Origin of the sequence: Agromyces sp. H17E-10 (assembly GCF_022919715.1) — a bacterium.
In the GTDB taxonomy this organism is placed as follows: Bacteria; Actinomycetota; Actinomycetes; order Actinomycetales; family Microbacteriaceae; genus Agromyces.
Genome location: NZ_CP095042.1, coordinates 1,393,892 through 1,419,691, shown reverse-complemented (window position 1 = coordinate 1,419,691; position 25,800 = coordinate 1,393,892). Strand labels below are relative to the sequence as shown.

25 protein-coding genes are annotated in these 25,800 nt (G+C 71.5%); 21 read left to right on the top strand and 4 right to left on the bottom strand.

Features of this window, described 5'->3' with window-relative positions:
* Positions 1–25: 25 nt before the first annotated feature.
* From MUN74_RS06440 to MUN74_RS06395, 10 genes are all read left to right on the top strand, one after another.
* The gene (locus MUN74_RS06440; RefSeq protein WP_244855600.1) at positions 26–1,129 is read left to right on the top strand and encodes a LacI family DNA-binding transcriptional regulator; all 1,104 of its coding nucleotides are present in this window, start codon (positions 26–28) and stop codon (positions 1,127–1,129) included.
* Positions 1,130–1,393: 264 nt separating this feature from the next.
* Complete coding sequence (locus MUN74_RS06435) at positions 1,394–2,158, top strand: L-ribulose-5-phosphate 4-epimerase (protein ID WP_255820935.1); 765 nt, start codon at positions 1,394–1,396, stop codon at positions 2,156–2,158.
* Positions 2,155–3,876, top strand: a complete 1,722-nt coding sequence (locus MUN74_RS06430; protein WP_244855599.1) for a xylulokinase — start codon at positions 2,155–2,157, stop codon at positions 3,874–3,876. Before MUN74_RS06435 ends, MUN74_RS06430 begins: the two co-directional genes overlap by 4 nt.
* A gap of 118 nt (positions 3,877–3,994) precedes the next feature.
* A complete protein-coding gene (gene araA / locus MUN74_RS06425; RefSeq protein ID WP_244855598.1) occupies positions 3,995–5,518 on the top strand; it encodes an L-arabinose isomerase in 1,524 nt (507 codons plus the stop codon).
* Between the two features lie 5 nt (positions 5,519–5,523).
* A complete protein-coding gene (locus tag MUN74_RS06420) occupies positions 5,524–6,522 on the top strand; it encodes an aldose 1-epimerase family protein (protein WP_244855597.1) in 999 nt (332 codons plus the stop codon).
* Between the two features lie 55 nt (positions 6,523–6,577).
* Positions 6,578–7,267, top strand: a complete 690-nt coding sequence (locus tag MUN74_RS06415; protein ID WP_244855595.1) for a TetR/AcrR family transcriptional regulator — start codon at positions 6,578–6,580, stop codon at positions 7,265–7,267.
* Positions 7,268–7,391: 124 nt separating this feature from the next.
* Entirely contained in the window at positions 7,392–8,150 is a 759-nt protein-coding gene (locus MUN74_RS06410; RefSeq protein ID WP_244855594.1) for an SDR family oxidoreductase, read from the top strand.
* A 73-nt stretch (positions 8,151–8,223) separates the two neighbouring features.
* On the top strand, positions 8,224–8,553 hold the full coding sequence (locus MUN74_RS06405) for a nuclear transport factor 2 family protein (RefSeq protein WP_244855592.1): 330 nt from the start codon (positions 8,224–8,226) through the stop codon (positions 8,551–8,553).
* 63 nt (positions 8,554–8,616) lie between these two features.
* Positions 8,617–8,850 (top strand): hypothetical protein, encoded by a 234-nt coding sequence (locus tag MUN74_RS06400; protein ID WP_244855591.1) that lies wholly within the window; start codon positions 8,617–8,619, stop codon positions 8,848–8,850.
* A 67-nt stretch (positions 8,851–8,917) separates the two neighbouring features.
* Positions 8,918–9,958: an aldo/keto reductase gene (locus tag MUN74_RS06395; protein ID WP_244855590.1), complete on the top strand. Its 1,041-nt coding sequence runs from the start codon at positions 8,918–8,920 to the stop codon at positions 9,956–9,958.
* Between the two features lie 51 nt (positions 9,959–10,009).
* On the opposite strand, the gene MUN74_RS06390 is transcribed toward MUN74_RS06395, so the two are convergent.
* From MUN74_RS06390 to MUN74_RS06380, 3 genes are all read right to left on the bottom strand, one after another.
* On the bottom strand, positions 10,010–12,958 hold the full coding sequence (locus MUN74_RS06390) for a glycoside hydrolase family 32 protein (protein ID WP_244855588.1): 2,949 nt from the start codon (positions 12,956–12,958) through the stop codon (positions 10,010–10,012).
* Between the two features lie 279 nt (positions 12,959–13,237).
* Entirely contained in the window at positions 13,238–14,179 is a 942-nt protein-coding gene (locus MUN74_RS06385) for a PfkB family carbohydrate kinase (RefSeq protein ID WP_244855587.1), read from the bottom strand.
* 3 nt (positions 14,180–14,182) lie between these two features.
* Positions 14,183–15,184, bottom strand: a complete 1,002-nt coding sequence (locus tag MUN74_RS06380; protein ID WP_244855586.1) for a LacI family DNA-binding transcriptional regulator — start codon at positions 15,182–15,184, stop codon at positions 14,183–14,185.
* A gap of 172 nt (positions 15,185–15,356) precedes the next feature.
* Here MUN74_RS06380 and MUN74_RS06375 point away from each other — a divergent pair, with 172 nt between their 5' ends.
* From MUN74_RS06375 to MUN74_RS06360, 4 genes are all read left to right on the top strand, one after another.
* A complete protein-coding gene (locus MUN74_RS06375) occupies positions 15,357–16,460 on the top strand; it encodes a substrate-binding domain-containing protein (RefSeq protein ID WP_244855585.1) in 1,104 nt (367 codons plus the stop codon).
* A 129-nt stretch (positions 16,461–16,589) separates the two neighbouring features.
* Positions 16,590–17,666 (top strand): ABC transporter permease, encoded by a 1,077-nt coding sequence (locus tag MUN74_RS06370; protein ID WP_370647351.1) that lies wholly within the window; start codon positions 16,590–16,592, stop codon positions 17,664–17,666.
* Entirely contained in the window at positions 17,663–18,466 is an 804-nt protein-coding gene (locus tag MUN74_RS06365) for an ATP-binding cassette domain-containing protein (RefSeq protein WP_244855584.1), read from the top strand. Before MUN74_RS06370 ends, MUN74_RS06365 begins: the two co-directional genes overlap by 4 nt.
* Positions 18,463–18,822: a putative quinol monooxygenase gene (locus MUN74_RS06360; protein ID WP_244855583.1), complete on the top strand. Its 360-nt coding sequence runs from the start codon at positions 18,463–18,465 to the stop codon at positions 18,820–18,822. The genes MUN74_RS06365 and MUN74_RS06360 overlap by 4 nt, the downstream gene beginning before the upstream one ends.
* A 13-nt stretch (positions 18,823–18,835) precedes the next feature.
* Here MUN74_RS06360 and MUN74_RS06355 read toward each other — a convergent pair whose 3' ends face one another.
* Entirely contained in the window at positions 18,836–19,231 is a 396-nt protein-coding gene (locus MUN74_RS06355; RefSeq protein WP_244855582.1) for a DUF7882 family protein, read from the bottom strand.
* 126 nt (positions 19,232–19,357) lie between these two features.
* Between MUN74_RS06355 and MUN74_RS06350 the strand changes: the two genes are divergently transcribed.
* The 7 genes from MUN74_RS06350 (at position 19,358) to MUN74_RS06320 (ending at position 25,780) form a co-directional block, all read left to right on the top strand.
* Positions 19,358–20,380 (top strand): Ldh family oxidoreductase, encoded by a 1,023-nt coding sequence (locus MUN74_RS06350; protein WP_244855581.1) that lies wholly within the window; start codon positions 19,358–19,360, stop codon positions 20,378–20,380.
* Between the two features lie 72 nt (positions 20,381–20,452).
* Positions 20,453–21,166: a GntR family transcriptional regulator gene (locus MUN74_RS06345; protein WP_244855580.1), complete on the top strand. Its 714-nt coding sequence runs from the start codon at positions 20,453–20,455 to the stop codon at positions 21,164–21,166.
* Positions 21,163–21,756 carry a short chain dehydrogenase gene (locus tag MUN74_RS06340; RefSeq protein ID WP_244855579.1) on the top strand — a complete coding sequence of 198 codons (594 nt, stop codon included), beginning with the start codon at positions 21,163–21,165 and terminating at the stop codon, positions 21,754–21,756. The genes MUN74_RS06345 and MUN74_RS06340 overlap by 4 nt, the downstream gene beginning before the upstream one ends.
* Positions 21,757–21,987: 231 nt before the next feature.
* Entirely contained in the window at positions 21,988–22,878 is an 891-nt protein-coding gene (locus MUN74_RS06335; RefSeq protein ID WP_244855578.1) for a substrate-binding periplasmic protein, read from the top strand.
* Positions 22,879–22,898: 20 nt separating this feature from the next.
* Entirely contained in the window at positions 22,899–23,633 is a 735-nt protein-coding gene (locus MUN74_RS06330; RefSeq protein ID WP_244855577.1) for an amino acid ABC transporter permease, read from the top strand.
* Positions 23,630–24,475, top strand: coding sequence for an amino acid ABC transporter ATP-binding protein (locus tag MUN74_RS06325; RefSeq protein ID WP_244855576.1), 846 nt, complete (start codon positions 23,630–23,632; stop codon positions 24,473–24,475). Before MUN74_RS06330 ends, MUN74_RS06325 begins: the two co-directional genes overlap by 4 nt.
* A gap of 63 nt (positions 24,476–24,538) precedes the next feature.
* Entirely contained in the window at positions 24,539–25,780 is a 1,242-nt protein-coding gene (locus MUN74_RS06320; RefSeq protein ID WP_244855575.1) for an NAD(P)/FAD-dependent oxidoreductase, read from the top strand.
* Positions 25,781–25,800 lie beyond the last annotated feature (20 nt).

The following is a 25,800-nucleotide window of genomic DNA, read 5'->3' as shown; positions in this document are numbered from 1 at the left end:
ACACTCGGGCGATGGAGGTGACGGGGTGAACGACGCCGTACACGAGGCATCCGCACCCGACGGGGGTGCCCGCCCGGCGACCCGCGCCGTCGGCGTGCGCGAGGTCGCAGCCCTCGCCGGCGTCTCGCGGCAGACGGTGTCGCGCGTGCTCAACGACCACCCCGAGGTCGCCGCGGCGACCAAGGAGCGCGTGCTCGCGGCGATGCGAGAGCTCGACTACCGCATGAACAACGCGGCGCGCGCGCTCGGCACGAAGCGCTCGCACACGCTCGGACTGCTCGCCTCCGACGCGCTGCAGTACGGGCCGTCGCGCAGCATCGCCGCCGTCGAGGCCGCGGCGCGTGCGGCCGGCTACTGGGTCAGCGCGGCATTCGCCGACTCGGGGGATGCCGCGTCGGTGGCCGCCGCCGTCGTGCACCTGCAGGCGCAGGGGGTCGAGGGGCTCGTCGTCGTCGCACCGCACGCCCGCACGATCGAGGCCCTCGACGCGCTCGAGATCGGCGTGCCGGTCGTCACGCTGCACTCGGCCGCGCATGACGCGCGAAGCTTTTCGGTCGACCAGGTCGCGGGCGCCCGGGCCGCGGTCGCGTGCCTCGCCGACGCCGGCCATCGGCGCATCGCCCACCTCGCCGGCCCCGCCGACTGGCTCGAGGCCGAGGCGCGTCGCAGCGGCTACCTCGCCGAGCTCGCTGCCCGGGGGCTCGAGCCCGGCACGATCATCGCAGGCGACTGGACCGCCCGGTCGGGGCACGACGCGACCTCGGCCGTGATCGAGTCGGGCGCGACCGCCGTGTTCGTCGCGAACGACCAGATGGCGCTCGGCCTGCTCGGCGGCCTCCGCGAGGCAGGCGTCGACGTGCCGGGGCGGGTGAGCCTCGTCGGGTTCGACGACATCCCCGACGCGGCGTACCTGTGGCCGCCGCTCACGACGGTCCGGCAGGACTTCGAGGAGCTCGCGCACCGGGCGGTCGAGGCGGTGCTCGCCGGTGCCGCCGGGGCGACGGTCGGGGGAGCCGCAGCGGGTGGGCCCGGTGAGCCCGGGACCGGGGAGCCCACGGAGCCCGAATTCGGCGAGCGCATCGTGCCGGAGCTCGTCGAGCGCGCTTCCGTCGCGCCGCCGCATCCCTGATCGAGGCATCCGCTTCGCCGGCAACGCCACCGGCGCCGGCTCCGGCCCCGGGCACCGGCGTAGCGCCCGGTTCGCCGAGGCCGGCCGCGCCAGTGTAGGAAGAACCGCCCGACACGCCGCGCCGCGCCGGCGACACGCCGTCGAAGCGACGGAAGTTCCTACACTCGGCCGCCGACGCCGCTTGACGCGGCCGCCACGTCGTGATTCCATGTTCCGTGACCGGTCACAGTGACCGGTCACGGAACCACGCAGAGGTCGCACACCGTGAGCAACGAAGCCCAGACGCCCGCCCAGACGCCCACGTCGCCGTCGGCGCCGGCGGCGACGCCGTTCACCCCCGACGTCGAGACCGCGATCGCCCGTGTGCGTGCCGACGTCGCCCGGCTCCACGGCGAGCTGACCCGCAACGGCCTCGTGGTGTGGACGGGCGGCAACGTGTCGGGCCGCGTGCCGGGCGCCGACCTGTTCGTGATCAAGCCGTCGGGCGTGGTCTACGACGACCTCACGCCCGAGAACATGATCCTCTGCACGCTCGACGGCGAGGTCGTGCCGGGCACCCCGGGCAGCGAGCGCAGCCCGTCGAGCGACACCGCTGCGCACGCCTACGTCTACCGCAACATGCCCGAGGTCGGGGGAGTGGTGCACACCCACTCGACCTTCGCGGTCGCCTGGGCCGCTCGCGGCGAGGAGATCCCCTGCGTCATCACCGCGATGGCCGACGAGTTCGGCGGGCCGATCCCGGTCGGTCCGTTCGCGATCATCGGCGACGACTCGATCGGCCGCGGCATCGTCGAGACCCTGCGGGGCCACCGGAGCCGCGCCGTGCTCATGCAGAACCACGGGCCGTTCACGATCGGCACCGATGCGAAGGACGCGGTGAAGGCCGCCGTCATGGTCGAGGACGTCGCGCGCACGGTGCACTACGCCCGCGAGGCCGGCCCGCTGATCCCGCTCCCGCAGGAGGCGATCGACCGGCTGTACGACCGCTACCAGAACGTCTACGGGCAGAGCGGGGACGCACGGCGATGAGCGACACCACCGGCACCGCGAACCCCGGCACGGATGCCTCGGCGCAGGCGATCCTCGACGGCCGCACCGCGCTCGGCATCGAGCTCGGCTCGACCCGCATCAAGGCGTGCCTCGTCGACGCCGACGACCCGACCCGCGTGCTCGCCGTCGGCAGCCACGAGTGGGAGAACGAGTTCACCGACGACCGCCGCTGGAGCTACCCGCTCGACGCGGTCTGGTCGGGGCTGCAGTCGGCCTACGCCGGGCTCGTCGCCGACGCCGAGCGCCGGCACGGCGTACAGCCGACGACGTTCGGCGCGATCGGCGTCTCGGCGATGATGCACGGCTACCTCGCGTTCGACGCGCAGGGCGAGCCGCTCGTGCCGTTCCGCACCTGGCGCAACACGTCGACGGGCCGGGCGGCGGCCGAGTTGAGCGCCGCGTTCGGGCTCAACATCCCGCTGCGGTGGTCGATCGCGCACCTGCACCAGGCCGTGCTCGACGCCGAGCCGCACGTCGCGCGCCTCGACTTCATCACCACTCTCGCCGGTTACGTGCACTGGCGGCTCACGGGCCGGAAAGTGCTGGGAATCGGGGATGCGTCGGGCATGTTCCCGATCGATTCCGCCACGGGCGGTTACGACACGGGCCTGCTCGACCGCTACGACGGCCTCGCCGCGGAGCCGGCCGAACGGGCGGGTCGCGCGGGCATCCGGGTCGCGGAGCTGCTCCCCGAGGTGCTCGCCGCGGGCGAGGCGGCCGGCGCGCTCACGTCAGAGGGCGCGCGCCTGCTCGACCCGACCGGTGCCCTGCTTCCCGGCGCACCCCTCTGCCCGCCCGAGGGCGACGCCGGCACGGGCATGGTCGCGACGAACTCGGTCGCACCGCGCACGGGCAACGTGAGCGCGGGCACGAGCATCTTCGCGATGGTCGTGCTCGAGCGCCCGCTCGCGAGCGCGCACCACGAGATCGACCTCGTCACGACGCCCGCGGGCGACCCCGTGGCGATGGTGCACTGCAACAACGGCGCCTCCGAGCTCGCCGCGTGGGCAGGCCTGTTCGACCGGTTCGCGGCCGCGACCGGCGCGACCCGCGCCGGTGCGCCGATCGGGCGCGACGCCGTGTTCGAGACCCTCTTCAGCGAGGCGCTCGACGGCGAAGCCGACGCGGGGGGCCTGCTCGCGTACAACACGCTCGCGGGCGAGCCGATCGCCGGGCTCGACGAGGGGCGGCCGATGGTCGTGCGCACCCCCGACAGCCGCTTCACGCTCGCGAACTTCATGCGGGCCCAGCTCTACGGCGTGTTCGGCACGCTCGCGCTCGGCATGCGCGTGCTCGACGGCGAGGGCGTCGAGATCGACCGCATGTTCGGGCACGGCGGCATCTTCCGCACGGCGGGTGTCGCCCAGCGCTTCCTCGCCGGCGCCCTCGACGCTCCTGTTGCGGTCGGCGAGACCGCCGCCGAGGGCGGGGCGTGGGGCATCGCGGTGCTCGCCGCCTACCAGCGTGCGCGGGCGACCGGCGACGACCGGGATGCCTCGCTCGGTGCCTATCTCGACGACCACGTGTTCGCGGGCTCGGCCGTCGAGGTCGTCGAGCCCGAGGCATCCGACGTCGCAGGCTTCACCGCCTACCTCGAGCGCTACCGCGCGGGCCTCGCCGCCGAGGCGGCGGCGGTCGCGGCGCTCGCGCCGGCCGGCCTCACGACTTCCCCAGACGAGTCGACGAAACGTAAGTAGTCGACTTCGGTGGCCGCGGCGCGCCACCATCCGTTCCGGCGGGGGCCTCGTGTCCCCGCCGGGCTCGGACCCCGAAGCATCCGAATCAGACCGTCAGCCCCCACCAGAAGGAACGCGCATGACCCGCACGAAGCTCACCACCTCGCTCGACGGCTACGAGGTCTGGTTCCTCACCGGCAGCCAGCACCTCTACGGCCCCGAGACCCTCGCCCAGGTCGCCGAGCAGTCGCGGGCCATCGCCGAGCAGCTCGACGCGGCCGCCGACGTTCCGGTGCGCATCGTCTGGAAGCCCGTGCTCACCGACTCGGCCGCGATCAAGCGCATCACGCTCGAGGCGAACGCCGACGACCGGGTGATCGGCCTCGTGGCGTGGATGCACACGTTTAGCCCCGCCAAGATGTGGATCGCCGGGCTCGACGCGCTGCAGAAGCCGCTCGCCCACCTGCACACGCAGGCGAACGTCGAGCTGCCGTGGGCCGACATCGACTTCGACTTCATGAACCTCAACCAGGCGGCGCACGGCGACCGCGAGTTCGGGTACATCCAGACCCGGCTCGGCGTGCCGCGCAAGACCATCGTCGGCCACGCCTCCGACCCGGCCGTGCAGCGCGAGCTCGGCACCTGGCAGCGCGCCGCCGCCGGCCTCGCCGCCTCGCGCGACCTGAAGCTCGCCCGGTTCGGCGACAACATGCGCTACGTCGCCGTCACCGAGGGCGACAAGACCGAGGCCGAGCTGCGGCTCGGCGTACAGGTGAACACCTGGGGCGTCAACGAGCTCGCCGCGGCCGTCGCCGAGGCGACCGAGGCCGACATCGACGCGCTCGTCGCGGAGTACGAGGAGCTCTACGAGGTCGCGCCCGAGCTGCGCCGCGGCGGCGACCGCCACCAGTCGCTGCGCGACGGCGCCGCGATCGAGCTCGGGCTGCGCTCGTTCCTCGAGGAGGGCGGCTTCGGCGCCTTCACGACCTCGTTCGAGGACCTCGGCGAGCTGAAGCAGCTGCCGGGCCTCGCGGTGCAGCGCCTCATGGCCGAGGGCTACGGCTTCGGCGCCGAGGGCGACTGGAAGACCGCCGTGCTCGTGCGCATCGCCAACGTCATGGGTGCTGGCCTGCCCGGCGGCGCCTCGCTCATGGAGGACTACACCTACGACCTCACGCCGGGCGACGAGCTCATCCTCGGCGCGCACATGCTCGAGGTCTCGCCCTCGCTCACCACCGCCCGCCCCACGCTCGAGGTGCACCCGCTCGGCATCGGCGGCAAGGACGACCCCGTGCGGCTCGTCTTCACCGCCGACCCCGGCCCCGCCGTCGTCGTCGCGATGAGCGACCTGCGCGACCGGTTCCGCCTCACCGCGAACGTCGTCGAGAACGTCGCCCCGCGCGAGGCGCTGCCGAAGCTGCCGGTCGGTCGCGCCGTGTGGAAGCCCGCCCCCGACTTCAAGACGAGCGCCGCCGCGTGGCTCGCCGCGGGCGCAGCCCACCACACCGTCATGTCGAATGCCGTCGGCGTCGAGGTGTTCCGCGACTTCGCCGAGATGGCCGGGCTCGAGCTCCTCGTCATCGACGAGGACACGACGACCGCCGAGTTCGGCCGCCAGGTGCGCTGGAACCAGGCGTACTACCGCCTCGCCCAGGGGCTCTGACCGCGATGACGCACCCCATCGAAGCGGATGCCTCGGGGCCGGCGGCTCCCGCCGACCTCGTGCCCCGCTCGGGCCGGCAGTTCGCGCTGTCGGCTCACGGGTACACGGCCGACGTCGCGAGCATCGGTGCGAGCCTGCGCACGCTGCGCTTCGAGGGGCGCGACCTCGTCGTGCCCTTCGAGGCCGACGAGGTGCGCCCCGGCTATCGCGGCGTGACGCTCGCGCCGTGGCCGAACCGCATCGTCGACGGTCGGTACGCGTTCGCGGGGGTCTCGCACCAGCTGCCGCTCACCGAGCCCGCGCGCGGCCACGCCCTGCACGGGCTCGCCGCGTGGCTCGACTTCACACCCCGCATCGTCGAGACCGACCGGGTCGTGCTCGCCGCGGTCGTCGAGCCGCAGGCCGGCTACCCGTTCCGCGTCGAGGTCGAGGTCGAGTACCGCCTCGACGCCGACGGGCTCACGCAGACGGTGACGGGCCGCAACCTCGGCGCCGACGCCGCGCCATGGGGCACCGGGCCGCACCCGTACCTCGTCGCGGGGCCCGGCCGCGTCGACGACTGGACGCTCGAACTGCCGGCCGAGTCGGTGCTCACGGTGACCGCCGACCGGCTCAGCCCCGTGGCCGTCGAGCCCGTCGAGGTGCACCCCGAGTTCGACTTCCGCACGCCGCGCGCGATCGCGGACACGTTCATCGACCACGCGTTCACGGGACTCGTCGCCGCCGAGGCGTCGAGTGCGCCGGTCGCGTCGGATGCGGCATCCCTCTACCGGGTCGTGCTCACCGCACCCGGCGGCACGGGTGTCGAGATGACCTGGGATGCCGCATGCCCATGGGTGCAGGTGCACACCGCCGACACCCCCGGCGCGGATGCGACTCACCGCATCGGGCTCGCGGTCGAGCCGATGACCTGCCCGCCCGACGCCTTCAACTCGGGCGTCGACCTCGTGGTGCTCGAGCCGGGCGCCGCGCACGCGGCATCCTGGCGCATCACGGCTCGCTGAGCGGCGATACGAAGGCTCGATATCAACGATACGCAACTTGTGTTATCGTTGATACGTGGAACCGAGAGCACTGATCCTGCAAGAGGCGGCCCGACTGCTCGCCGAGTCGCCGTCGGGTGACGTGTCGACCCGTGCGGTCTGCGACGCCGCGGGCGTCACCCAGCCGGTGCTGTACCGGCTCTTCGGCGACAAGGACGGCCTGCTCGCAGCGGTCGCCGACTCGGTCTGGGACGAGTACCTGAGCCGCAAGCGCGCCGCCGAGGCATCCGATGACGCGCTCGCCGACCTGCGTGCCGGGTGGGATGCCCACACGGCGTTCGCCCGCGAGAACCCGCACGCGTATCGCCTGGTGTTCGGCTCCGCGCTGACCGCTCGGCCCGCCGCGCTCGCCGAGGCGATGCGGCTGCTGACCGGCGTGCTCGAACGGCTCGCCGCCGACGGACGGCTCAGTATGGGCGCCGACGAGGCCGCCCGGGTGGTGATGGCGGCCAACAGCGGCCTCGCGCTCGGCGTGATCCTGCGGCCCGAACTCCACCCCGACGCGGATGCCGCCTCCGCCCTCACCCGCGAGGCGGTGATCCGCGGCATCCTCGCCGATGGCGATGCGCCGGTCGTCGACGCAGCGGCCGTCGCGGCCACCACCCTGCGTGCGCACGTCGCCGCATCCGAAGCCTTCACGCCGGCCGAGTCGGGCCTGCTCGACGAATGGCTGGGGCGCTTCCAGCGGCCGAGCCGCACCGGCTGACACCGCCGCCCGATCCTGCACCCACGAGCGCCGAGCGACCACCGGTCGTGGCGCCGTCCGGCGCGCCCGCGCGACGGCGTCGGCACGCACACGAACCCACCTCGAACGAAGAAGGAGCTCGCACATGAGCAGCAACACCGAGCAGACCCACGACGCCACCATCCGCGTCGCCCTCGTCACCGGAGGGTCGGGCGGCATCGGCCGCGCCGTCGTCGAACGCCTCGCGGCCGACGGTTATGCGGTCGCCGTGCACTACGCCGGCAACCGGGCGAAGGCCGACGAGATCGTGAAGCAGGTCGTGGCCGGCGGCGGCCGGGCCCTCGCCGTCGGCGGCGACGTCGCCGACGAGACCGCCATGGAAGCCCTGTTCGACCGGGTCGAGCAGGAGTTCGGCGGCCTCGATGTCGTCGTCAACACCGCCGGCATCATGCTGCTCGGACCGATCGCGACCTACGACCTCGACGACTTCGACCGCATCGTGCGCACGAACCTGCGCGGCACGTTCGTCGTCTCGCAGCAGGCCGCGCGACGTGTGCGCGCCGGCGGGGCGATCGTCAACTTCTCGACGAGCGTCACCCGTACGAAGTTCGCGACGTACGGTCCCTACGTCGCGACGAAGGCGGCGGTCGAGGGAATGACGCTCGTGCTCGCGCGCGAGCTGCGCGGCCGCGACATCACCGTCAACGCGGTGGCCCCCGGGCCGACCGCGACTCCGCTGTTCCTCGACGGCAAGAGCGAGGAGGCGATCCAGGGGCTTGCGAACGCGACGCCGCTCGAACGCCTCGGAACCCCGGCGGACATCGCCGAGACGGTCGCGTTCCTCGTGGGACCTGCCCGCTGGGTCAACGGCCAGACCGTCTTCACGAACGGCGGCCTCGCGTGAAGGGTGTGCGCGGCGGCATCCTGAACCAACGACACGGCACGTCGCAGCAGTGAGAAGAAGGGAACCGGACCTCATGACCGAACAGACACTGCCCGCCCCGATCGCGGCGTTCATCGACGCCACCAACCGCGGCGATCGCGAGGCCTTCGTCGCCGCCTTCACCGACGACGCCTACCTGAACGACTGGGGACGCGAGTTCCACGGCCACCGGGGAGTGCGTTCGTGGGACGAGACCGACAACATCGGCGTGCAGTCGCACTTCGAGCTCGTCGGGTTCGTCGCCGGCGAGGCCGAGGAGAGCTGGATCGTGACGCTCTCCGTCAGCGGCAACGGGTACAACGGCACCGGACCGATGGAGTTCAGCCTGCGGGACGGTCGCATCTCGAGCCTCGTGATCAGCTGAGGGGTCTCCGCGATGCCCGCCGCGGCGGCCCGGCATCGCCCTGCTCTCGATTAGGCTGACGTGGTGCAGATCGGCCTCGTCTTCGCCCTGGCATGGGCGGTGCTCGCCCTCGTCGGCGGTGCGACCCTCGTGATCCGACGCAACTGGCTCGCCGAGACCATCGCGGCCGAGCGTCAGTCGCGCCCGGGCCGCGCGGCGGCGCGCACCCCGAGCCGGCTCCTCTTCATGGTCATCGGCCTGGTCTTCATCGCGATGGGGCTCTTCATCATCGGCTGGTGGGTCACGACCTCCCTGTGACCCCGGGCGCGGCACGGCTCCGACGGGCAGTAGCGTTTCGATGACCCCTTTTCGACCGAGGAGCACCATGCCCATCGCCGCCGACGACCCCCGCCTCGTGACCGCCCACACGGCGGCACCGACCCGTTACGACGACGTGCCCTTCCGGCGTGCGGGCGCGAGCGGTGTTCGGCTGCCGCGCGTCTCGCTCGGGCTCTGGCAGAACTTCGGGCGCGACCGCTCGTTCGAGAGCCAGCGGCGCATCGTGCTGCACGCGTTCGACCGCGGCGTCGTGCACATCGACCTCGCGAACAACTACGGGCCGCCCTACGGCTCAGCCGAGACGACGTTCGGCAACGTGCTCGAGAGCGACCTCGGCCGGTATCGCGACGAGCTCTTCGTCACCACGAAGGCGGGCTACGACATGTGGCCGGGGCCGTTCGGCGACGGCGGGTCGCGCAAGTACCTCGTGCGTTCGCTCGAGCAGAGCCTCACGCGCATGCGCACCGACCACGTCGACGTGTTCTACTCGCACCGCGTCGACCCCGAGACCCCGCTCGAGGAGACGATGCAGGCGCTCGTCGACATCGTGCGCAGCGGCAAGGCCCTCTACGTCGGCATCTCGAACTACCCGGCGCCGCTCGCACGTCAGGCGTACGACCTTCTCGCCGGCGAAGGGGTGCGGATGCTCCTGCACCAGCCGCAGTACTCGTTGTTCGAGCGCACGCCCGAGGCGGAGCTGTTCCCCCTGCTCACCGAGCTCGAGGTCGGCAGCGCGGTCTTCTCGCCGCTCGCGCAGGGGCTGCTCACGGCGAAGTACCTCGACGGCAGCGTGCCCGCCGACTCGCGCGCCGCGAACAGCCGGTTCCTCGATGCGTCGGCGCTCACCGACGACTACCTGCGCCGCATCCGCGGCATCGACGCCATCGCGCAGGAGGCCGGGCTGTCGATCCCGAAGCTCGCGGTCGCCTGGGTGCTGCACAACCCCGCCGTGACCACGGCGATCGTCGGGGCGTCGCGTCCCGAGCAGGTCGACGACGCGGTCGCCGCGAGCACGGTCGAGCTCTCGGCCGACGTGGTCGCGGCGCTCGAGGAGTTCGCGGCACCCTCGGGGGAGTCGCTGCGATAGCGGGTGGTTGGGTGGGGCGCCCGGTCAGCACGACGGCCGCCCCACCCGGTCTCATCCGGCGACGCGCACCGTGAGCTCGCCGCCCGCCGTCACGCCGGCCGAGTTCTCGAGCTCGACGACGTATCGGTGGTCGCCGGCCGCGGCATCCTCGATCGGGAACGTCACCATGCGGTCGCTCTCGGCGGTGCGGTAGACCCGGCCGATGACCGCGCCGTCTTCGAGGAGCCGCACGACGGTCGTCGGCTGGCCCTTGCCGACCTTGACCTTGACGAGGTAGTCGCCGTCGCGGTCGGCCGACTTCGGGCCGGACGTCGACGAGAGCTCCGCACTCGGCGGTGCGGCGGTCGCGTCGTCGGCGCCCGCCTCCTTCCACATCGCGCCGTTGAGCGGGGTCACGGTGAGCGACTCGAGCGCGGCATCCCCGCCGTGGGCGAACAGGCCGATGCGATCGGCGCCCGCGTTCGGGAACACCTGGTCGGTGATCGTCGTGCGACCATCGGCCGTGAACACCTCGACCGAGGCGCGGTCGACCCAGACGGTGAGCGCGATGCGCCCGTCGACGAGCGGCACGGCGACGTCGTCGAGCGACGCGAAGCCGGGGTGGAAGTCGGTCACGCCCGAGTCGCGCCGGTCGACGAAGAGCCGTCCGGCGGCCGTGTCGTAGCCGATGCGCGTCGCCGACTCGTCGTCGCCGAGCACGGTCAGCCCCGCGGCATCCGCGTCGCCCGGATCGATGACCGCGTCGATGCGCACCCGGTCGCCCGAGATCGGCAGCGCCTCGGCGCCTTCGGCGATCGCGCGCCCGCCCGCGGAGCCCGCCGGGTCGACGTACGCGCGGTCGGCCTGCTCGAGCTCGGCGAACTCGGGCACGACCTGCTGCGTCAGGCGCGGACCCTTCGGCGTCGTGACGAGCGCGACCTCGCGCGGCAGCGTCATGGCGCTGCGCCACGAGCCGGTCGGGATGTCCTGCGCGTAGTCCCAGTCGTTCATCCAGCCGAGCATCACGCGGCGGCCGTCGGGTGCGCCGTTGAACGACACCGTCGCGTAGTAATCGCGACCCCAGTCGAGCCAGTCGTACCCCTCGATCCGCGGCGTCGCCGCGGCATCCGAGAACATCACCTGGTCGACGAGCACGTGCCCCCAGCCCGACCGGTTGTTGTCGACGATGCGAACGGATGCCTCGCGGCCGGCGAACTCCGAGACGTCCCAGCTGCGCCAGTCGAGGCCCTCGCTGTTCGTGCCGGTCGCCGACCGCACGACCTCGCCGTCGACGATCAGGTTGACGGTGGTCTCGTCCGAGCGCACGAGCGCCGGCTCCGCACCCAGCACGAAGTGGTCGGCCGTCAGGTGCCCCCAGCCGCCGGTGGCGGCGTCGTGCACGCGCAGCCTCGCGTCGTGGCCGGCGAACTCCGAGACATCCCAACTGCGCCAGTTCAGGGCGCCCGCCTCGGGGCCGGTCGCCGACCTGACGATCTCGCCGTCGACGAGGAGCTGCGCCTCGAGCGACCCGTCGGTGCGCTTGCCGCCGCCGAGCAGGAAGCTCAGGTGGTCTTCGCCCGGCTCGATCGTGAAGGCGGGCGAGGTGAGGTCGCCGACGTTGTCGTCGCCCTTCGGCCCGCCCTCCCAGGTGTTGATGCGCTTCTCGCCGAGGTAGTTCTCGCCACCCGCGGTCGACGGGTTGCGCGCCGGGTCGGTCGCGAAGTCGCCCGTGATCGCCCAGCCGCTGTCGGCGAGCGTCGTGCCGGCGGGCAGCTCGAAGTCGAAGAAGGTGCGGCCGGCCGGCGGCTCGTTGCCGAGTTGCGCGTCCTCGACGTGCGGGTGGTTGCCGCCGCCGACGAGCAGGTTGACGAAGTCGCTCTCGACCGTGAACGTCGGCGACTCGATCGTGCCGACGGGCCAGTCCCCGTCGTTGAAGCCGTTGACGAGACCGGCGCCCGCGAAGCCCGAGACGGGGTTCTGCCCCGGCAGGCTGCCCGTCGCCGGGGCGTCACCCCAGGGGCCGTTCTTCCAGTTGCCCGGCTCGTTGCGCACCGTCCAGCCGTCGTAGGTGCCGTCGTCGAACCCGGCGAAGACGGTGCCCTCGGGCAGCTGGTCGGCGCTCACCGTGCTCTCGGAGGTGAAGGTCGTGCCGTCGAAGTCGCCGACGAAGTACTGGCCGCCCGAGCCGCCGTTGGGTGCACCCGGGTTGAGGTTGACGACGAGCACCCACTTGGTGTTCGCCGGGTCGCCGTCGACCGCGAGCGGGAACAGGTCGGGGCACTCCCAGATGCCGCCCGTCGCGTTCGCGGGGCCGAAGGTGCTGAGCTCGGTCCACGACTTGAGGTCGTCGCTGCGGGAGAGGATCACCTGGTAGCTCGTCGCCTCGACGGCGGCCATCACCCAGTACGACTCGCCCGACTCGGGGTTCGTGTAGCGGAACACCTTCGGGTCGCGGAAGTTCGCCGAGTCGCGGTCGTAGACCGGGTTGCCCTCGTACTTCGTCCAGGTCTGCCCGTGGTCGAGCGAGTACGCGAGCGACTGCGCCTGCTTGCCGGCGTGTGTGGGGTGGGCGCCCGTGTAGGCGCTCGTGTAGATCGCGACGAGCGGCGGGTTCTCGATCGTGCCGAAGCCGGTCGTGTTGCCATCGTCGACGACGACCGAGCCCGAGAAGATGTCCTCGATCGCGGTGCCCGACCCGTCGAAGGTCTGGGGGATCGCGAGCGGCTGCTCCGTCCAGTGCACGAGGTCGGTGCTCGTGGCATGGCCCCAGCTCATGTTGCCCCAGCGGGTGCCGCTCGGGTTGTGCTGGAAGAACAGGTGCCACGTGCCGTTCTCGTAGACCATGCCGTTGGGGTCGTTCATCCAGTTGCGTTCGGGTGAGAAGTGCAGGTACGGCCGGTACTGCTGGGTCGCGGGGTCGGTTGCATCCGCGGCGAGTGCCGGAGCCGCTGCTGCGAGCGTGCAGCCGGCCGCGGTCACGGCCGCGAGTACCGCGAGCCGGAGCCTTGATTTCGTGGTCATCGGTGTGGTCGCCCTTCATTGCGCGCATCGAGTCACTTGAGTGACATCGTTGTCAATCGAACGTCGGCGATGCTACGCAGTGTCGACCGGACAATGCAAGCGTGGGGTCGACGGGTGTCGTCGACGGCATGGCGTGTCCTGTGCCGCGGCGCGTGGGCGCGGCGCCGCGCCGCGGGGCGGACTGCTCCGGTCGGAGCTATGCCAGTTCCGCCTCATCGTGAGGCGGAACTGACATCGGTCGAAACGGAATCCCTCGGGCGCGCGCAGCACCCGCGTGAATCAGCTGCCGAACGAGTCGACGGAACCGACCGCGTGCGGAGTGCGCAGCAGTGCGCCCTCGTGGCGCACGGTCGCGGCCGCGACCGTCATCGCCGTGTCGAGGGCGACCGACCAGGATGCCTCGTCGCCGGGCAGTCCGCGGGCGCCGATGTGGTGCGTGACGGCCGAGAGGGTCGCGTCGCCGGCGCCCATCGTGTCGACGATCGGACCGGGCAGGGCGACGATGCCGGCGTGCACGCGAAGGTCGCCGTGGTGGAGGGTCGCCCCGTCTCGGCCCGCGGTGGCGAGCACGGCGAGCGGGCGAACGCGCGAGGCATCCCGGTCACCGGCCGACGCGGCGCGCAGCCGGTCGACGAAGACGTCGAGGCTCGCGCCGAGCAGCAGGTCGGCGTCTTCGTCGCCGACCTTCACGAGGAGCGCGTGTGCGGCGACCGCCTCGAACACGGCGGCGAACGCGGCGCGATCGCGCAGCATGCCGGCGCGAGGGTTGCCGTCGACGATGAGCCGATGCTCGGGGCGATCGATCGCGGCGACGAGCGACGCGACCTGCTCGGCGTCGTCGAACGGGAAGCAGCTGACGACCACGAGGTCGGCCTCGGCGATCGCCGCCCGGGTCGCGGCGTCGAAACGCAGGGCGCGTCGCCGGGCCGCATCGTTGAACTCGTAGCGCGGCTCGCCGCCGGCCGACCGGTCGGAGATCGCGCGCGACGTGCCGTGCGGTGACGGGCTCGCGACGAGCCGCACGCCGTAGTCGTGCAGGTATGCCCGGATGCGGGCGCCGGCCTCGTCGTCGCCGACCATCGCGACGAGGGTCACGTTGTCGCCGAGCAACGACAGGCCGACGGCGACGTTCAGGGCCGCGCCGCCGACGAACTCGCGCGAGCCCCTCGGGTCGCGCAGCTCGTCGATGAGGGCGTCGCCGACGACGGTGATGCGCGCCACGCCTCAGCCCGCTCTCGGCGGGATCTCGCCGCTGCCGCGCGCGATGAGCTCGGTCGCGATGACGGTGCGGGCGGCGGGGGAGTCGTCGCCGTCGAGGCGGGCGAAGACGCGATCGGCGGCGGTGCGGCCGATGGCGTACGGGTCCTGTGCCACGACCGTGACGCCGGGCTCGAGCAGGTCGGCGAGCGGCACGTCGTCGAACCCGACGAGCGCGGTGTCGTGGTGCCGCCCGAGCTCGCGCAGTGCGCGGATGACCCCGATGGTCACGAGGTTCTGGCTCGAGAAGATCGCGGTGGGCGGGTCGGGCTGCGCGAAGAGCGCGAGGGTCGCCTCGCGCGCGGATGCCTCGTCGTGCAGTTCGTCGATCATCGGGAGGTCGCGCGTGGCGACGCCGGCCCGCCCGAGCTCCTCGAGGTAGCCGCGGCGACGTTCGCGCGCGGTCTGGATGCGCACCCGGTCGCCGAGGTAGGCGATGCGGCGGTGCCCGTGCTCGATGAGGTGGCGGGTCGCCGTCGCGGCGCCGTCGGCGTTGTCGCTCACGACGACGTCGGAGGAGAGGCCCGCCGGCTCGCGGTCGACGAAGACGATGGGGGTGCCGCGGCGCTGCTCGGGCGCGAGATAGGCCTGGCTGTCGGACACCGTCGTGAGGATGAGCCCGTCGACCCGGCGACGGAGGAAGGCATCGACGGTCGCCTGCTCGCGATCGGGGTCGTCGTCGAGGCTCGACGCGAAGACCGCGACGCCCCGGCCGAGCGCAGCGTCTTCGACGGCGCGGTGCACGGCACCGGCGAACGGGTTGTCGACGCTGCCCACGAGGAGGCCGAGCGTTCGCGTGCGCCCGTCGGCGCGGCGCAGGTTGCCGGCGTGCAGGTCGGGCTGGTAGTCGAGCGTGCGGGCGGCTTCGCGCACCTTCGCGACGGTCGCGGCGCTCACGTTCGGCTCGCCGTTGATGACGCGGGAGACGGTCTTGATGCCGACGCCCGCCAGCGCGGCGACGTGGCGCATGGTGGGCCGAGCGCGCGGCCCTTCGTCAAGCTCAGGGTTTGACAACGGTGTCACCTTTTGGTCTCGAATGTGCGGGTTCGACTTGACTATACACACCGACATCGGCTAAACCTACCGTTGACATCGTTGTCAGGAGGGCAACGGTCCCCCCAACACCAGAGGAGATTCATCGATGAATCACGCAGCAACCGGCGGGCTCCGCCGTCGTCTCGTCGCCGGCATCTCGATCACCGCGGCGGCCGCACTCGCCCTCACGGGCTGCGCGTCGGGCAACGGCTCGAGCGCGTCGGGCTCCGACGACGAGATCGGCGTCTCGCTCATCGTGAAGACGACCACCAACCCGTTCTTCGTCGCGATGCAGGACGGCGCGAAGGAGGCGGCCGACAAGCTCGGCGTCGACCTGACGCTCGCCGCCGGCAAAGAGGACGGCGACGAGGACACGCAGATCCAGGCGGTCGAGAACGCCATCTCGAAGGGCGACGCCGGCATCCTGATCACGCCGAACGGCCCCGGCGTCGAAGACGCGCTCGTCAAGGCGCGCGACGCGGGCCTCTACGTCATCGCCCTCGACACCCCGCCCGCAGACCCGGAGGCCGCCGACATCACGTTCGCGACCGACAACTTCCTCGCCGGCCAGGAGATCGGCGAGTGGACCGCCGCGAAGCTCGGCGGCGAGAAGGCGACGATCGCCATGATCGACCTCTTCGACGACAAGGTCGTCTCGGTCGACTGGGCGCGCGACCAGGGCTTCCTCGACGGCATGGGCATCGACACCGCCGACGCCGAGAAGAACGGCGACGAGGCGAAGACCGGCGACTACACCGGCGGCCAGGGCGGCGAGTACGAGATCGTCGGCAACGAGGCATCCCAGGGCGCCGAGGACGGCGGTCGCACCGCGGCCGAGACGCTGCTCTCGAAGAACCCCGACATCAACGTCGTCTACACGATCAACGAACCCGCCGCCTACGGCGCGTACCAGGCGTTCAAGGCCGCGGGCGCGACCGACGACCTCATCGTCGTCTCGGTCGACGGCGGCTGCGCGGGCGTGCAGAACGTCGCCGACGGCGTGATCGGGGCGACGAGCCAGCAGTACCCCGTGAAGATGGCCGACCTCGGCGTGCAGGCGATCTTCGACCTCGTGAAGACCGGCGAGAAGCCCGAGACGACCGACGGCCTCGACTTCTTCAACACCGGTGTCGCGCTCGTCACCGACGACCCCCAGGACGGCGTCGACTCGATCGACACCGCCGAGGCCGGCGAGATCTGCTGGGGCTGACCCAGGCCTGATCCGCCCCTCGCCTGAGCCCGGCGCGGGCCGGGTGACGGATGCCGCGGCATCCCGCTCCTCCCCGGCCCGCGCCGACCCTCACCGCACCGAACCCCACCGACACGACGGAGTACCAACGTGAGTCAGCACACCACCGAGCCGGCGCCCGCTGCGCCGGCCCAGCCCACCGGCGGGCCGCCGACCTCGGCGCTCGACCTGGCCGAGGAGTTCCTCGACCGCTCCACGCCCCTCAGCCGCATCCGCAACGTCCTGCACCGGTACCCGGCGATCAGCCCGGCCATCGTGCTCGTCATCGCGGTGATCGTCTTCGGCATCCTCAACGACCGGTTCCTGAACCCCGCGAACCTGTCGCTCATCACGCAGCAGGTCGCCGTGGTCGGCACGCTCGCCGTCGCCCAGACCCTCGTCATCCTCACCGCGGGCATCGACCTCTCGGTCGGCGCGGTCATGGTGCTGAGCTCCATGGTGATCGCCCAGACCGCGGTCAACCAGGGCGTCCCCGCGGTCATCGCACTGCTGCTCGGCCTCGTCGTCGGCCTCGCCGCCGGCGCCTTCAACGGCGTGCTCGTGACGAGGCTCAAGCTGCCGCCCTTCATCGTCACGCTCGGCACGCTCAGCATCTTCGTCGCGCTCACGCTGCTCTACTCGGGCGGCGCGACGGTGCGCGGCGGTGAGATGCCCGCGCTCCTCACCTGGACGGGCACGACCTTCGACATCGGCGGCGTGAACTTCACGGTCGGCGTGCTGCTCATGCTGCTGCTCTACGTCGTGGTCGCGCTCATCCTGTCGAAGACGGCGTGGGGCCGGCACGTCTACGCCGTCGGCGACGACCCCGAGGCCGCGCGCCTCGCCGGCATCAGCGTCAGCCGGGTGCTCATGAGTGTCTACCTCGCCGCCGGCGCGATCCTCGCGCTCGGCGCGTGGATCCAGATCGGGCGCACGAACGCGGCCTCGCCGAACGCGGGCGCCGAGCTCAACCTCGACTCGATCACGGCCGTCGTCATCGGCGGCACGAGCCTCTTCGGCGGTCGCGGCACCGTCTGGGGCACCCTGCTCGGCGCGCTCATCGTCGGCGTGTTCCGCAACGGACTCTCGCTCGCCGGGCTCGACGTGCTCTGGCAGACCTTCGCGGTCGGCGTGCTCATCATCGTGGCCGTCTCGGTCGACCAGTGGATTCGGAAGGTACGCAAATGACCACCGCAACACCCGCATCGCCGGCAGCGCCGGCGACGGAGACCCGTACCCCCGTGCTGCAGGCCCGGCGTCTCGTGAAGACCTTCGGCCGGGTCGTCGGCCTCGACGGCGTCAGCCTCGAGCTCTACCCGGGCGAGGTGCTCGCGGTCATCGGCGACAACGGCGCCGGCAAGTCGACGCTCATCAAGTGCCTCACGGGTGCCTACGTGCCCGACGAGGGCGAGTTGCTGCTCGACGGGCGGCCCGTGCACTTCAAGCGCCCGCAGGACGCCCGCGCGGCCGGCATCGAGACGGTGTACCAGAACCTCGCGGTCTCGCCGGCCCTCGACGTCGCCTCCAACCTGTTCCTCGGCCGCGAGGTGCGCAAGAAGGGCATCCTCGGCTCGGTCTTCCGCGTCGTCGACCAGAAGGGCATGCGTCAGCAGGCGCGCGCGCAGTTGACCTCGCTCGGCATCTCGACCCTGCAGGACGTGACCGTGCCCGTCGAGAACCTCTCGGGCGGCCAGCGTCAGGCCGTCGCGGTGGCGCGGGCCGCCGCCTTCGGCTCGAAGGTGGTCGTGCTCGACGAGCCGACCGCCGCCCTCGGCGTGCGCGAGTCGAACCAGGTGCTCGAGCTCGTGAAGCGGCTGCGCGACCAGGGCATCCCCGTGATCCTCATCTCGCACAACATGCCGCACGTGTTCGAGGTGGCCGACCGCATCCACATCCAGCGGCTCGGCAAGCGCGCCGCGACGATCACGCCGCAGTCGCACTCGATGACCGACGCGGTCGCGATCATGACGGGCGCGGCGACGGCATGACCGAGGATGCCTCGGGGCCGGTGCAGCTCGTCGCCGAGTTCACCGCGCTGCCGGGGCGCGAGGAGGAGGTCGAGCGCCTCCTCCTCGCGCTCACGGCGCAGGTCCGTCGTGAACCGGGATGCCTCGACTTCACGCCGCTCCGCGTGGCGACGGCCCCCGTGCTCGAGGCACGGCCGACGGTCGTCGCCGGGCCGGCGCCGGCCGGTCGCCGCTTCGTCGTCACCGAGACCTATCGGGATGCCGCAGCCTTCGCCGCGCACCTGGCGGCGCCGTACGGCGCACCGTTCAACGCCGCGCTCGGTCCGCTCATCGAGGAGGACGGGTCGCAGCTGACGTTCGTCGAGCCGCTCGCGTGAGGCGTCGGCGGGGCTAGTTCGCCCGGTCGAGCGTCACCGCGCCGACGAGTGCGTGCACGTCGACGTCGGCACCCGGCGGCCGGTCGGGCATGGTGGCGATCGAGGCGGTGTCGAGGTGCTCGGGCACGAGCTGCACGCCGCCGGTCGAGTTGGCCGACACCATGAGGTCGTTGATCCATTCCTTGTTGAGTTCAGGACGTTCGGGGGTGTCGAACACGAACCGCATCGGAATGGACGGATGCACCCAGATCGTCGAGCGCCCGCGGGGCTCGTCGTCGTGGTGCTGCCACGAGAGGGTGAAGCTCTCGCCGCGGCGGAGCTTGGTGATCAGTGCAACCTTCAGATGGGCGAGCGCGCGATCCTCGATGCCGATAGGAGTCTGCGAGTCGCCGTAATACAGAGTTCCCATGCCGGGAATGATATCCGCAGCGGGACCGGATCGCCCCCTGTTCGGGGGTGGGGCTTGCGTTGCTCCGTTACGATTGCCTTACAATCAGGCAATCGGTACATCGACGTGGCAGGGAGCGCGCAGGGCATGATCGACAGGGGAGTCAGCATCGCGTTCGAGCCGCTCGTCGGCCGGCTGCAGACGCTCCTCGAGCAGGCGGGCGCGTCGCCGTTCACGGCAGAGGTCATCGCGCGCAACTGCGCCGGCTGCGAACGCGACGGGGCGTCGAGCCACGGCGTCTTCCGGCTGCACGGCTACCTCGACTCACTGCGGAGCGGCACGGTCGACGGGGCGGCGGAGCCCGTGCTCGAACGGGTCGGGCCGTCGTTCCTCCGGGTCGATGCGGCGAACGGATTCGCGCAACCGGCGCTCCGGCACGCACAACCCGTCGTCGACGGGATGCTCGCCGAGACCGGGATCGCAGTCGTCGCGATCAAGGACTCCCACCACTTCAGCGCATTGTGGCCCGACCTCGAGCCGTTCGCCGTCGCGGGCTTCGTCGGTCTCACGATGGTCGTCGGCGGCACGCGCGTGGTCCGCCCGCGCGGGGCGGCCGAGCCCGTGTTCGGCACCAACCCGATCGCCTTCGCGACACCGGTGCGCGGAGCATCCCCGATCGTCTTCGACCTGGCGACCTCCTCGATGTCGCACGGCGACCTCCAGCTCGCACGCAACGCGTCGCGCGAGGTCCCGCCGGGCACCGGCACGGATCGGGACGGGCGCGACACCACCGACCCGGGGGAGATCCTGGCGGCTCGCGGGCTGCTGCCGTTCGGCGGGCACAAGGGCGCTGCGCTCTCGTTCATGGTCGAGGTGCTCGCCGCGGGGCTCACGGGCGGCGCCTTCTCGTACGAGGCCGAGCTCGAGCAGGGGGCGGCGAGGACGCGGCGCACCGGGCAGTTGCTCGTGCTCATCGACCCCGACCGCGGCGGCGGCGGTTTCGCTGCGCGCATCGAGCAGCTCGTCGCGTTCCTGCGCGAATCCGGCATGACGCGCCTGCCCGCCGATCATCGCTATCGCAATCGCGCGCAGGCTGAGCGGGACGGGATTCCGATGACCGACGCCATCGCCGAGATCTTCGCCGATGCATCCCTGTCCAGCGATGCGTAGATTGTCTTACAATGTTGCCGGCCGGGGTCACCGGCGAACCGGGCCGGGGTCGCCGGCGAACGGAGGGGTGAGATGAGTCTGGATGGGAAGTCGACGGGCGTCGACCCGTGGGGGCCGGGCCCGGTGTCGACGGTGTCCCGCAAGGCGGCGGTCGGCATCGAGATCCGGCGCTCGATCATCCTCGGCCGGCTGAAGCCGGGCGACAAGCTGACCGAGACCCAGCTGGCGTCGGCGCTCGGCGTGAGCCGGCCGACCGTGCGCGAGGCGCTCAACCAACTCACCCGCGAGGGCTTGATCGTGCAGGAGCCCTATCGCGGCATCCGGGTCGCCGAAGTCTCGCCACAGCAGATCCGCGACATCGCGGTCGCCCGGGTCGGGCTCGACATGCTCGCCGTCGACGCCGTGCTGGCCGACGAGACCGGGCGGCGGATGCAGGCCATCGAGCGAGGTTGGGAGCGGTTCGAGCGCTTCGCCTTCGACCCCGACCCCCTCGTGCAGTACGAGGCGCACCTCGAGTTCCACCGGCAGATCTGGGTGGCCTCGGAGAACTACCTGCTGCTGAAGCTCTGGCCGGTCACCGAGGCGCACCTCACCATCGCCCTCGCCGAGGACCAGTGGGCGAGGAACGACCCCGAGCGCGCGCACCGGGTGCACGCCGACCTGATGGACGCCATTCGGACGAAGGACCGGGACGTCATCCACCGGGCGTTCATCGCCCACACCCTCGACAGTGCCGATGAACTGCTCGGCCTGCTCGCCCCGGACGGCGAAGGAGGCGTCGCGTGAAGATCGTCGTCATCGGCGCCTCGGGTCACGTCGGCTCGGCCGCAGCCGGCGCGCTGCGCGCCCGACACGACCTGCTGGCGGTGGGTCGCAGCACCGACCCCCGAGTGGACCTCGGCGACGAGGCGTCGATCCGCGCGCTGTTCGAAGACGTCGGGGCGGTCGACGCCGTCGTCTCGGCGGTCGGGGCGGTACCGTTCAAGCCGCTCGAACGACTCGGCCGCGACGACTACGAGGCGGCGTTCGCGGGCAAGGTGCTGAACCAGCTCGACCTCGTGCGCCTCGCGCTTCCGCACCTCCGCGACCGGGGCTCGATCACGCTGACCACGGGCGTCGTCGGCCGAGCGCACATCGCCGACGGCGTGGCCGCGGCGATGGCCAACGGCGCCGTCGAGGCGTTCGTGCGTGCGGCGGCGGTCGAGCTCCCGCGCGGCATCCGCATCAACGCGGTGAGCCCCTCGGTGCTCGCCGACGCGCCGGCGTATCACGACTCGTTCCCGGGCTTCCCGCCGGTGTCGGGGGAGCGCGTCGGGCAGGCGTTCCGTCGCGCCGTCGAAGGCGTGGAGAGCGGCCAGGTGCTCGCGGTCGACTGATCGAACCGCTGACGCGCGCGCCCCCGGGTCGATACGTCCCCGCGGCGCGCGTCGTCGGCGCGCGCCGACCGGAACGAGCCACTCGTCCCGTGCTCGAGAAAGGTCTTGCGGCCCGCGGGACCCGTATGTAATATCTCACGCATCGCCAGATTGTCAGACACTAAGACAACGCAGTCCGAAGTAGGCAAGTCCCCCTCGCGAACCGCGACCTCACAGAGAACAGGCCCCGCAATGTCGAACACGAACTCCAAGACGAAAAAGGCACAGCGAACGAACCGCACCATCCTCGCGATCATCGGCGTGATCGTGCTCGCGCTCGCCGGCGGGTGGCTCGGCGCCTCCCTCCAGGGCGGGGGCGGCGGTGCCGCCGCCGCGTCGGGCGGCGCCTCGGCCAACGGCGCCTGGATCGAGAAGATCAAGGCGCAGGGCGAGCTCCGCGTCGGCATCGCCTCGGCGCCGCCGATGACCGCCGAGCAGCCCGACGGCAAGATGGGCGGCCCGAACATCGTGCCGCTGCAGAAGCTCGCCGACGAGATGGGCGTCAAGTTCACCCCGGTCGCCGCCGAGTGGTCGAAGATGGTCTCCGGCCTGCAGGCCGACCGGTTCGACGTCGCGGCCTACCTCGACTCGACCTCCGAGCGCTCGCTCGCGATCCAGTTCACCGACCCGGTCTACACCTACGAGGGCGTCTTCATCGTGCGGGCCGACTCGGGCCTGACGAGCGTCGACGACATCGTCGCCAGCGGCCAGCCGGTCGCCCTCGCGAGCGGCACCTCGTACGAGCCGGCCATCGAGGGCCTCGGCGTCGAGCTGCTCACGACCGAGAGCATCCCGAACGCGGTCACCGCGATGGGCGCCGGCCGTGCCGTCGCCGCGTTCGCCGACCTGCCGACCCTCGCCGACGCGGCGCAGAAGGACCCGTCGCTGAAGATCGTCGTGCCCGACCCGCCGATCTTCGTGCAGGACTCGAACTACGGCGTCAACGCTGACATCGACGCCCGCTCGCTGCAGGTGCTGAACATCGCGATCCAGACCGCGAAGAACGACGGCTCGCTGAAGCGCGCGTTCGAAGAGGCCGGCATCGTCGAGGTCGACACCCTCGGCGACCTGCAGATGCAGTGACCGAGGGGCGCTGATATCCCATGATGATCAGAACGTACGACTTCGACTGGAACGTCGTCACCAGCAACCTGCCGAGACTGCTCGACGGCCTCTGGGTCACCATCGAGATCTCCCTCATCGTGATCGTCTTCTCGATGATCCTCGCGGTGCCCCTGGCCCTCCTCCGCATGTCGCACATCGACGTGCTGCGCTGGGCGGCCCAGCTCTACATCGAGGTGTTCCGCTGCACTCCGCTCCTCGTCCAGCTGTTCTGGGTGTACTACGCGATGCCCACCCTGACCGGCATCACGATCCCGGGGCCCGTCTCCGCGGTGATCGCGCTCACGGCCAACCTGACGGCGTTCATGGCCGAGGCACTGCGATCCGGCTTCCAGTCGGTGCCGGTCGAGCAGATCGAGGCGGGCCAGATGCTGCGCCTCACCCGCTGGCAGCAGGTGCGGTACATCATCATCCCGCAGGCGGTCAGGCAGCAGCTGCCCGTGATCATGTCGCTCAACATCTCGCTGTTCAAGGACACCGCGCTCGTCTCGACGATCGCCGTCGCCGACCTCATGTTCACGGCGAACAAGATCGCGTCCGAGACGTACCGCGCGCTCGAGATCCTGACGACCGCTGCGCTGATGTACTTCATCATCGCCTTCCCGGTCTCGTTGATCCTGTCGCGCATCGAGCGCAACATGATGTCGCAGGGACCGAAGGGACCGAGCCTCGTGAGCAAGATGCTTCCCACCCTGAAAGTGAGGACCACGGTATGAGCGACACGGACCAGCAGACCTCGGGGCCGGTCACGACCGCCATCGGGGCGCTCGGCGAAGGCCGCACCTCGACCGGTTCGATCTCGGCCGCGATCGGCGATGTGCTCGTCGCCGCGACCGGGCTGCAGAAGAGCTTCGGCGACCGCATGATCCTGAAGAACGTCGACTTCGGCATGGCGCTCGGCGACATCACGGTCATCATCGGCAAGTCGGGCTCGGGCAAGAGCACGCTGCTGCGGGTGCTCGCCGGCCTCACCGACCCCGACGAGGGCACCATCGCCTTCGACGGCAAGGTCGTCTTCGAGGAGGGCGACCGCACCGACGACTGGCCGAGCGTCGAGTCGCACGTCGGCATGGTGTTCCAGAGCTACACGCTGTGGCCGCACATGGACGTGCTCGGCAACCTGACCCTGGCGCCGCGCAAGCGGCTGCGGATGTCCGCCTCCGAGGCATCCGATCGCGCAGAAGTCGCCCTCGCCGAAGTGGGCATGGCGCACCACCTGCGCAGCCGGCCCTCGCAGCTCTCAGGCGGAGAGCGCCAGCGCGTCGCGATCGCCCGCGCCCTCATGATGCAGCCGAAGCTGCTGCTCTGCGACGAGATCACGAGCGCGCTCGACCCGCCCGTGGCGGCCGAGGTCCTCGAGGTGCTGCGCCGCCTGAAGGACGAGGAGGGCCTCGCCATCGCGCTCGTCACCCACGACATGGCCTTCGCCGCGAAGGCGGCCGACCGGCTCGTGTTCTTCCACGAGGGCGAGATCGCGGTCAACACGACGCCCGAAGAGGCGTTCAACCGCAGCACGAACCCCGACCTCAAGAAGTTCGTCGACGCGGTTCGCTTCTGAACCACCGGGGCGGGAAGTGGGGACTCCCCGCCCCGGTACACCCCCACCTGAAAGGACCTCCCAGTGCACACAGTCGTGATCGGCGGCGGCGTCATCGGCCTCACCACCGCCTACCACCTCGCCCGCGACGGCGAGACGGTCACGCTCGTCGACGCGCGACCGACCGGGCTCGGCGCGAGCGACGTCAACGCCGGCTGGGTGGTTCCCGCCGAGGCGGCGCCGGTGCCCGGCCCCGGCGTGGTGCTCACCTCCATGAAATGGATGCTGCGCCCGGACTCGCCCCTCTACATCAAGCCGTCGCTGCGGCCCTCGTTCGTCTCGTTCATGTTCGGGCTCTGGCGTGCGTCGAACGCGAAGGACCAGCGCGCGGGGTTCGCGGCGCACCTCGCGCTCGCCGAGGACAGCGTGCACCTGTTCGACGAGTACCGGGCCGACGGCGTCGACTACGAGCTCCACCACGAGGGCCTGCTCATGGCTTTCAAGGAGAAGGAGCTGATGCAGCACCACCTCGGCTACGTCGACCTCGTGCGGCAGTACGGGCTCGAACCGTCGGTGCTCGTCGGCGACGCGGTGCGCGAGCACGAGCCGCTACTGTCCGACGCGGTCGAGGGCGGCCTGTACTTCCCCAAGGAACTGCACCTCGACCCGGCCGCCTTCGTCGGTGCGCTGCACTCGAAGCTCGTCGAGCTCGGGGTCGAGATCGTCGAGAACGCGCCCATCGACGGGGTGCAGGTCGCGGGCGATCGCATCGTGAGCGTCTCGTCGGGCTCGCGCACCTTCGCGGGCGACGCGTTCCTGCTCGCCGCCGGCGCGTGGACCGGGCCGCTCTCGAAGCTGTTCGGGGCGAGCCTGCCCGTGCGGCCCGGCAAGGGCTACTGCATCGACATCGAACCCCTCGGCCTGCGCTCTGCGACCAACCTGCACGACGCGAAGGTCGCCGTCACGCCACTGAGCCGCAACCTCCGGCTCGCCGGGACCATGGAGTTCGGCGGGCTCGACGAGCACATCAACCAGGTGCGGGTCGACGCCATCCTGCGTGCGCCCGCGACGTACTTCCGCGACTGGGAGCCGCCGACGGCGAAGCTCACGCCGAAGGCCGGCATGCGACCGATGACGCCCGACGGGCTGCCGATCATCGGAGCACTTCCGCGCCTCCGCAACGGCTACGTCGCCACCGGGCACGGCATGCTCGGCGTCACCCTCGCCCCGGCGACCGCCCGGGCGCTCACCGACCTCATCCGCGAACGCCGCGCCGCACCGGTGCTCGCCCCCTTCTCGCCCGCCCGCTTCCGCGGCGGCCGCTGACCTCGACGAAAGGACCATCT

Excerpts from the sequence above, each read along its gene's own strand:
- MUN74_RS06330 (WP_244855577.1), top strand. The coding sequence starts at position 22,899 with ATGATGATCAGAACGTACGACTTCGACTGGAACGTCGTCACCAGCAAC.
- MUN74_RS06430 (WP_244855599.1), top strand. The coding sequence starts at position 2,155 with ATGAGCGACACCACCGGCACCGCGAACCCCGGCACGGATGCCTCGGCG.
- MUN74_RS06380 (WP_244855586.1), bottom strand. The coding sequence starts at position 15,184 with ATGCGCCACGTCGCCGCGCTGGCGGGCGTCGGCATCAAGACCGTCTCC.
- araA (WP_244855598.1), top strand. The coding sequence starts at position 3,995 with ATGACCCGCACGAAGCTCACCACCTCGCTCGACGGCTACGAGGTCTGG.
- MUN74_RS06350 (WP_244855581.1), top strand. The coding sequence starts at position 19,358 with ATGATCGACAGGGGAGTCAGCATCGCGTTCGAGCCGCTCGTCGGCCGG.
- MUN74_RS06410 (WP_244855594.1), top strand. The coding sequence starts at position 7,392 with ATGAGCAGCAACACCGAGCAGACCCACGACGCCACCATCCGCGTCGCC.
- MUN74_RS06325 (WP_244855576.1), top strand. The coding sequence starts at position 23,630 with ATGAGCGACACGGACCAGCAGACCTCGGGGCCGGTCACGACCGCCATC.
- MUN74_RS06360 (WP_244855583.1), top strand. The coding sequence starts at position 18,463 with ATGACCGAGGATGCCTCGGGGCCGGTGCAGCTCGTCGCCGAGTTCACC.
- MUN74_RS06335 (WP_244855578.1), top strand. The coding sequence starts at position 21,988 with ATGTCGAACACGAACTCCAAGACGAAAAAGGCACAGCGAACGAACCGC.
- MUN74_RS06345 (WP_244855580.1), top strand. The coding sequence starts at position 20,453 with ATGAGTCTGGATGGGAAGTCGACGGGCGTCGACCCGTGGGGGCCGGGC.
- MUN74_RS06395 (WP_244855590.1), top strand. The coding sequence starts at position 8,918 with ATGCCCATCGCCGCCGACGACCCCCGCCTCGTGACCGCCCACACGGCG.
- MUN74_RS06420 (WP_244855597.1), top strand. The coding sequence starts at position 5,524 with ATGACGCACCCCATCGAAGCGGATGCCTCGGGGCCGGCGGCTCCCGCC.
- MUN74_RS06405 (WP_244855592.1), top strand. The coding sequence starts at position 8,224 with ATGACCGAACAGACACTGCCCGCCCCGATCGCGGCGTTCATCGACGCC.
- MUN74_RS06365 (WP_244855584.1), top strand. The coding sequence starts at position 17,663 with ATGACCACCGCAACACCCGCATCGCCGGCAGCGCCGGCGACGGAGACC.
- MUN74_RS06355 (WP_244855582.1), bottom strand. The coding sequence starts at position 19,231 with ATGGGAACTCTGTATTACGGCGACTCGCAGACTCCTATCGGCATCGAG.
- MUN74_RS06375 (WP_244855585.1), top strand. The coding sequence starts at position 15,357 with ATGAATCACGCAGCAACCGGCGGGCTCCGCCGTCGTCTCGTCGCCGGC.
- MUN74_RS06390 (WP_244855588.1), bottom strand. The coding sequence starts at position 12,958 with ATGACCACGAAATCAAGGCTCCGGCTCGCGGTACTCGCGGCCGTGACC.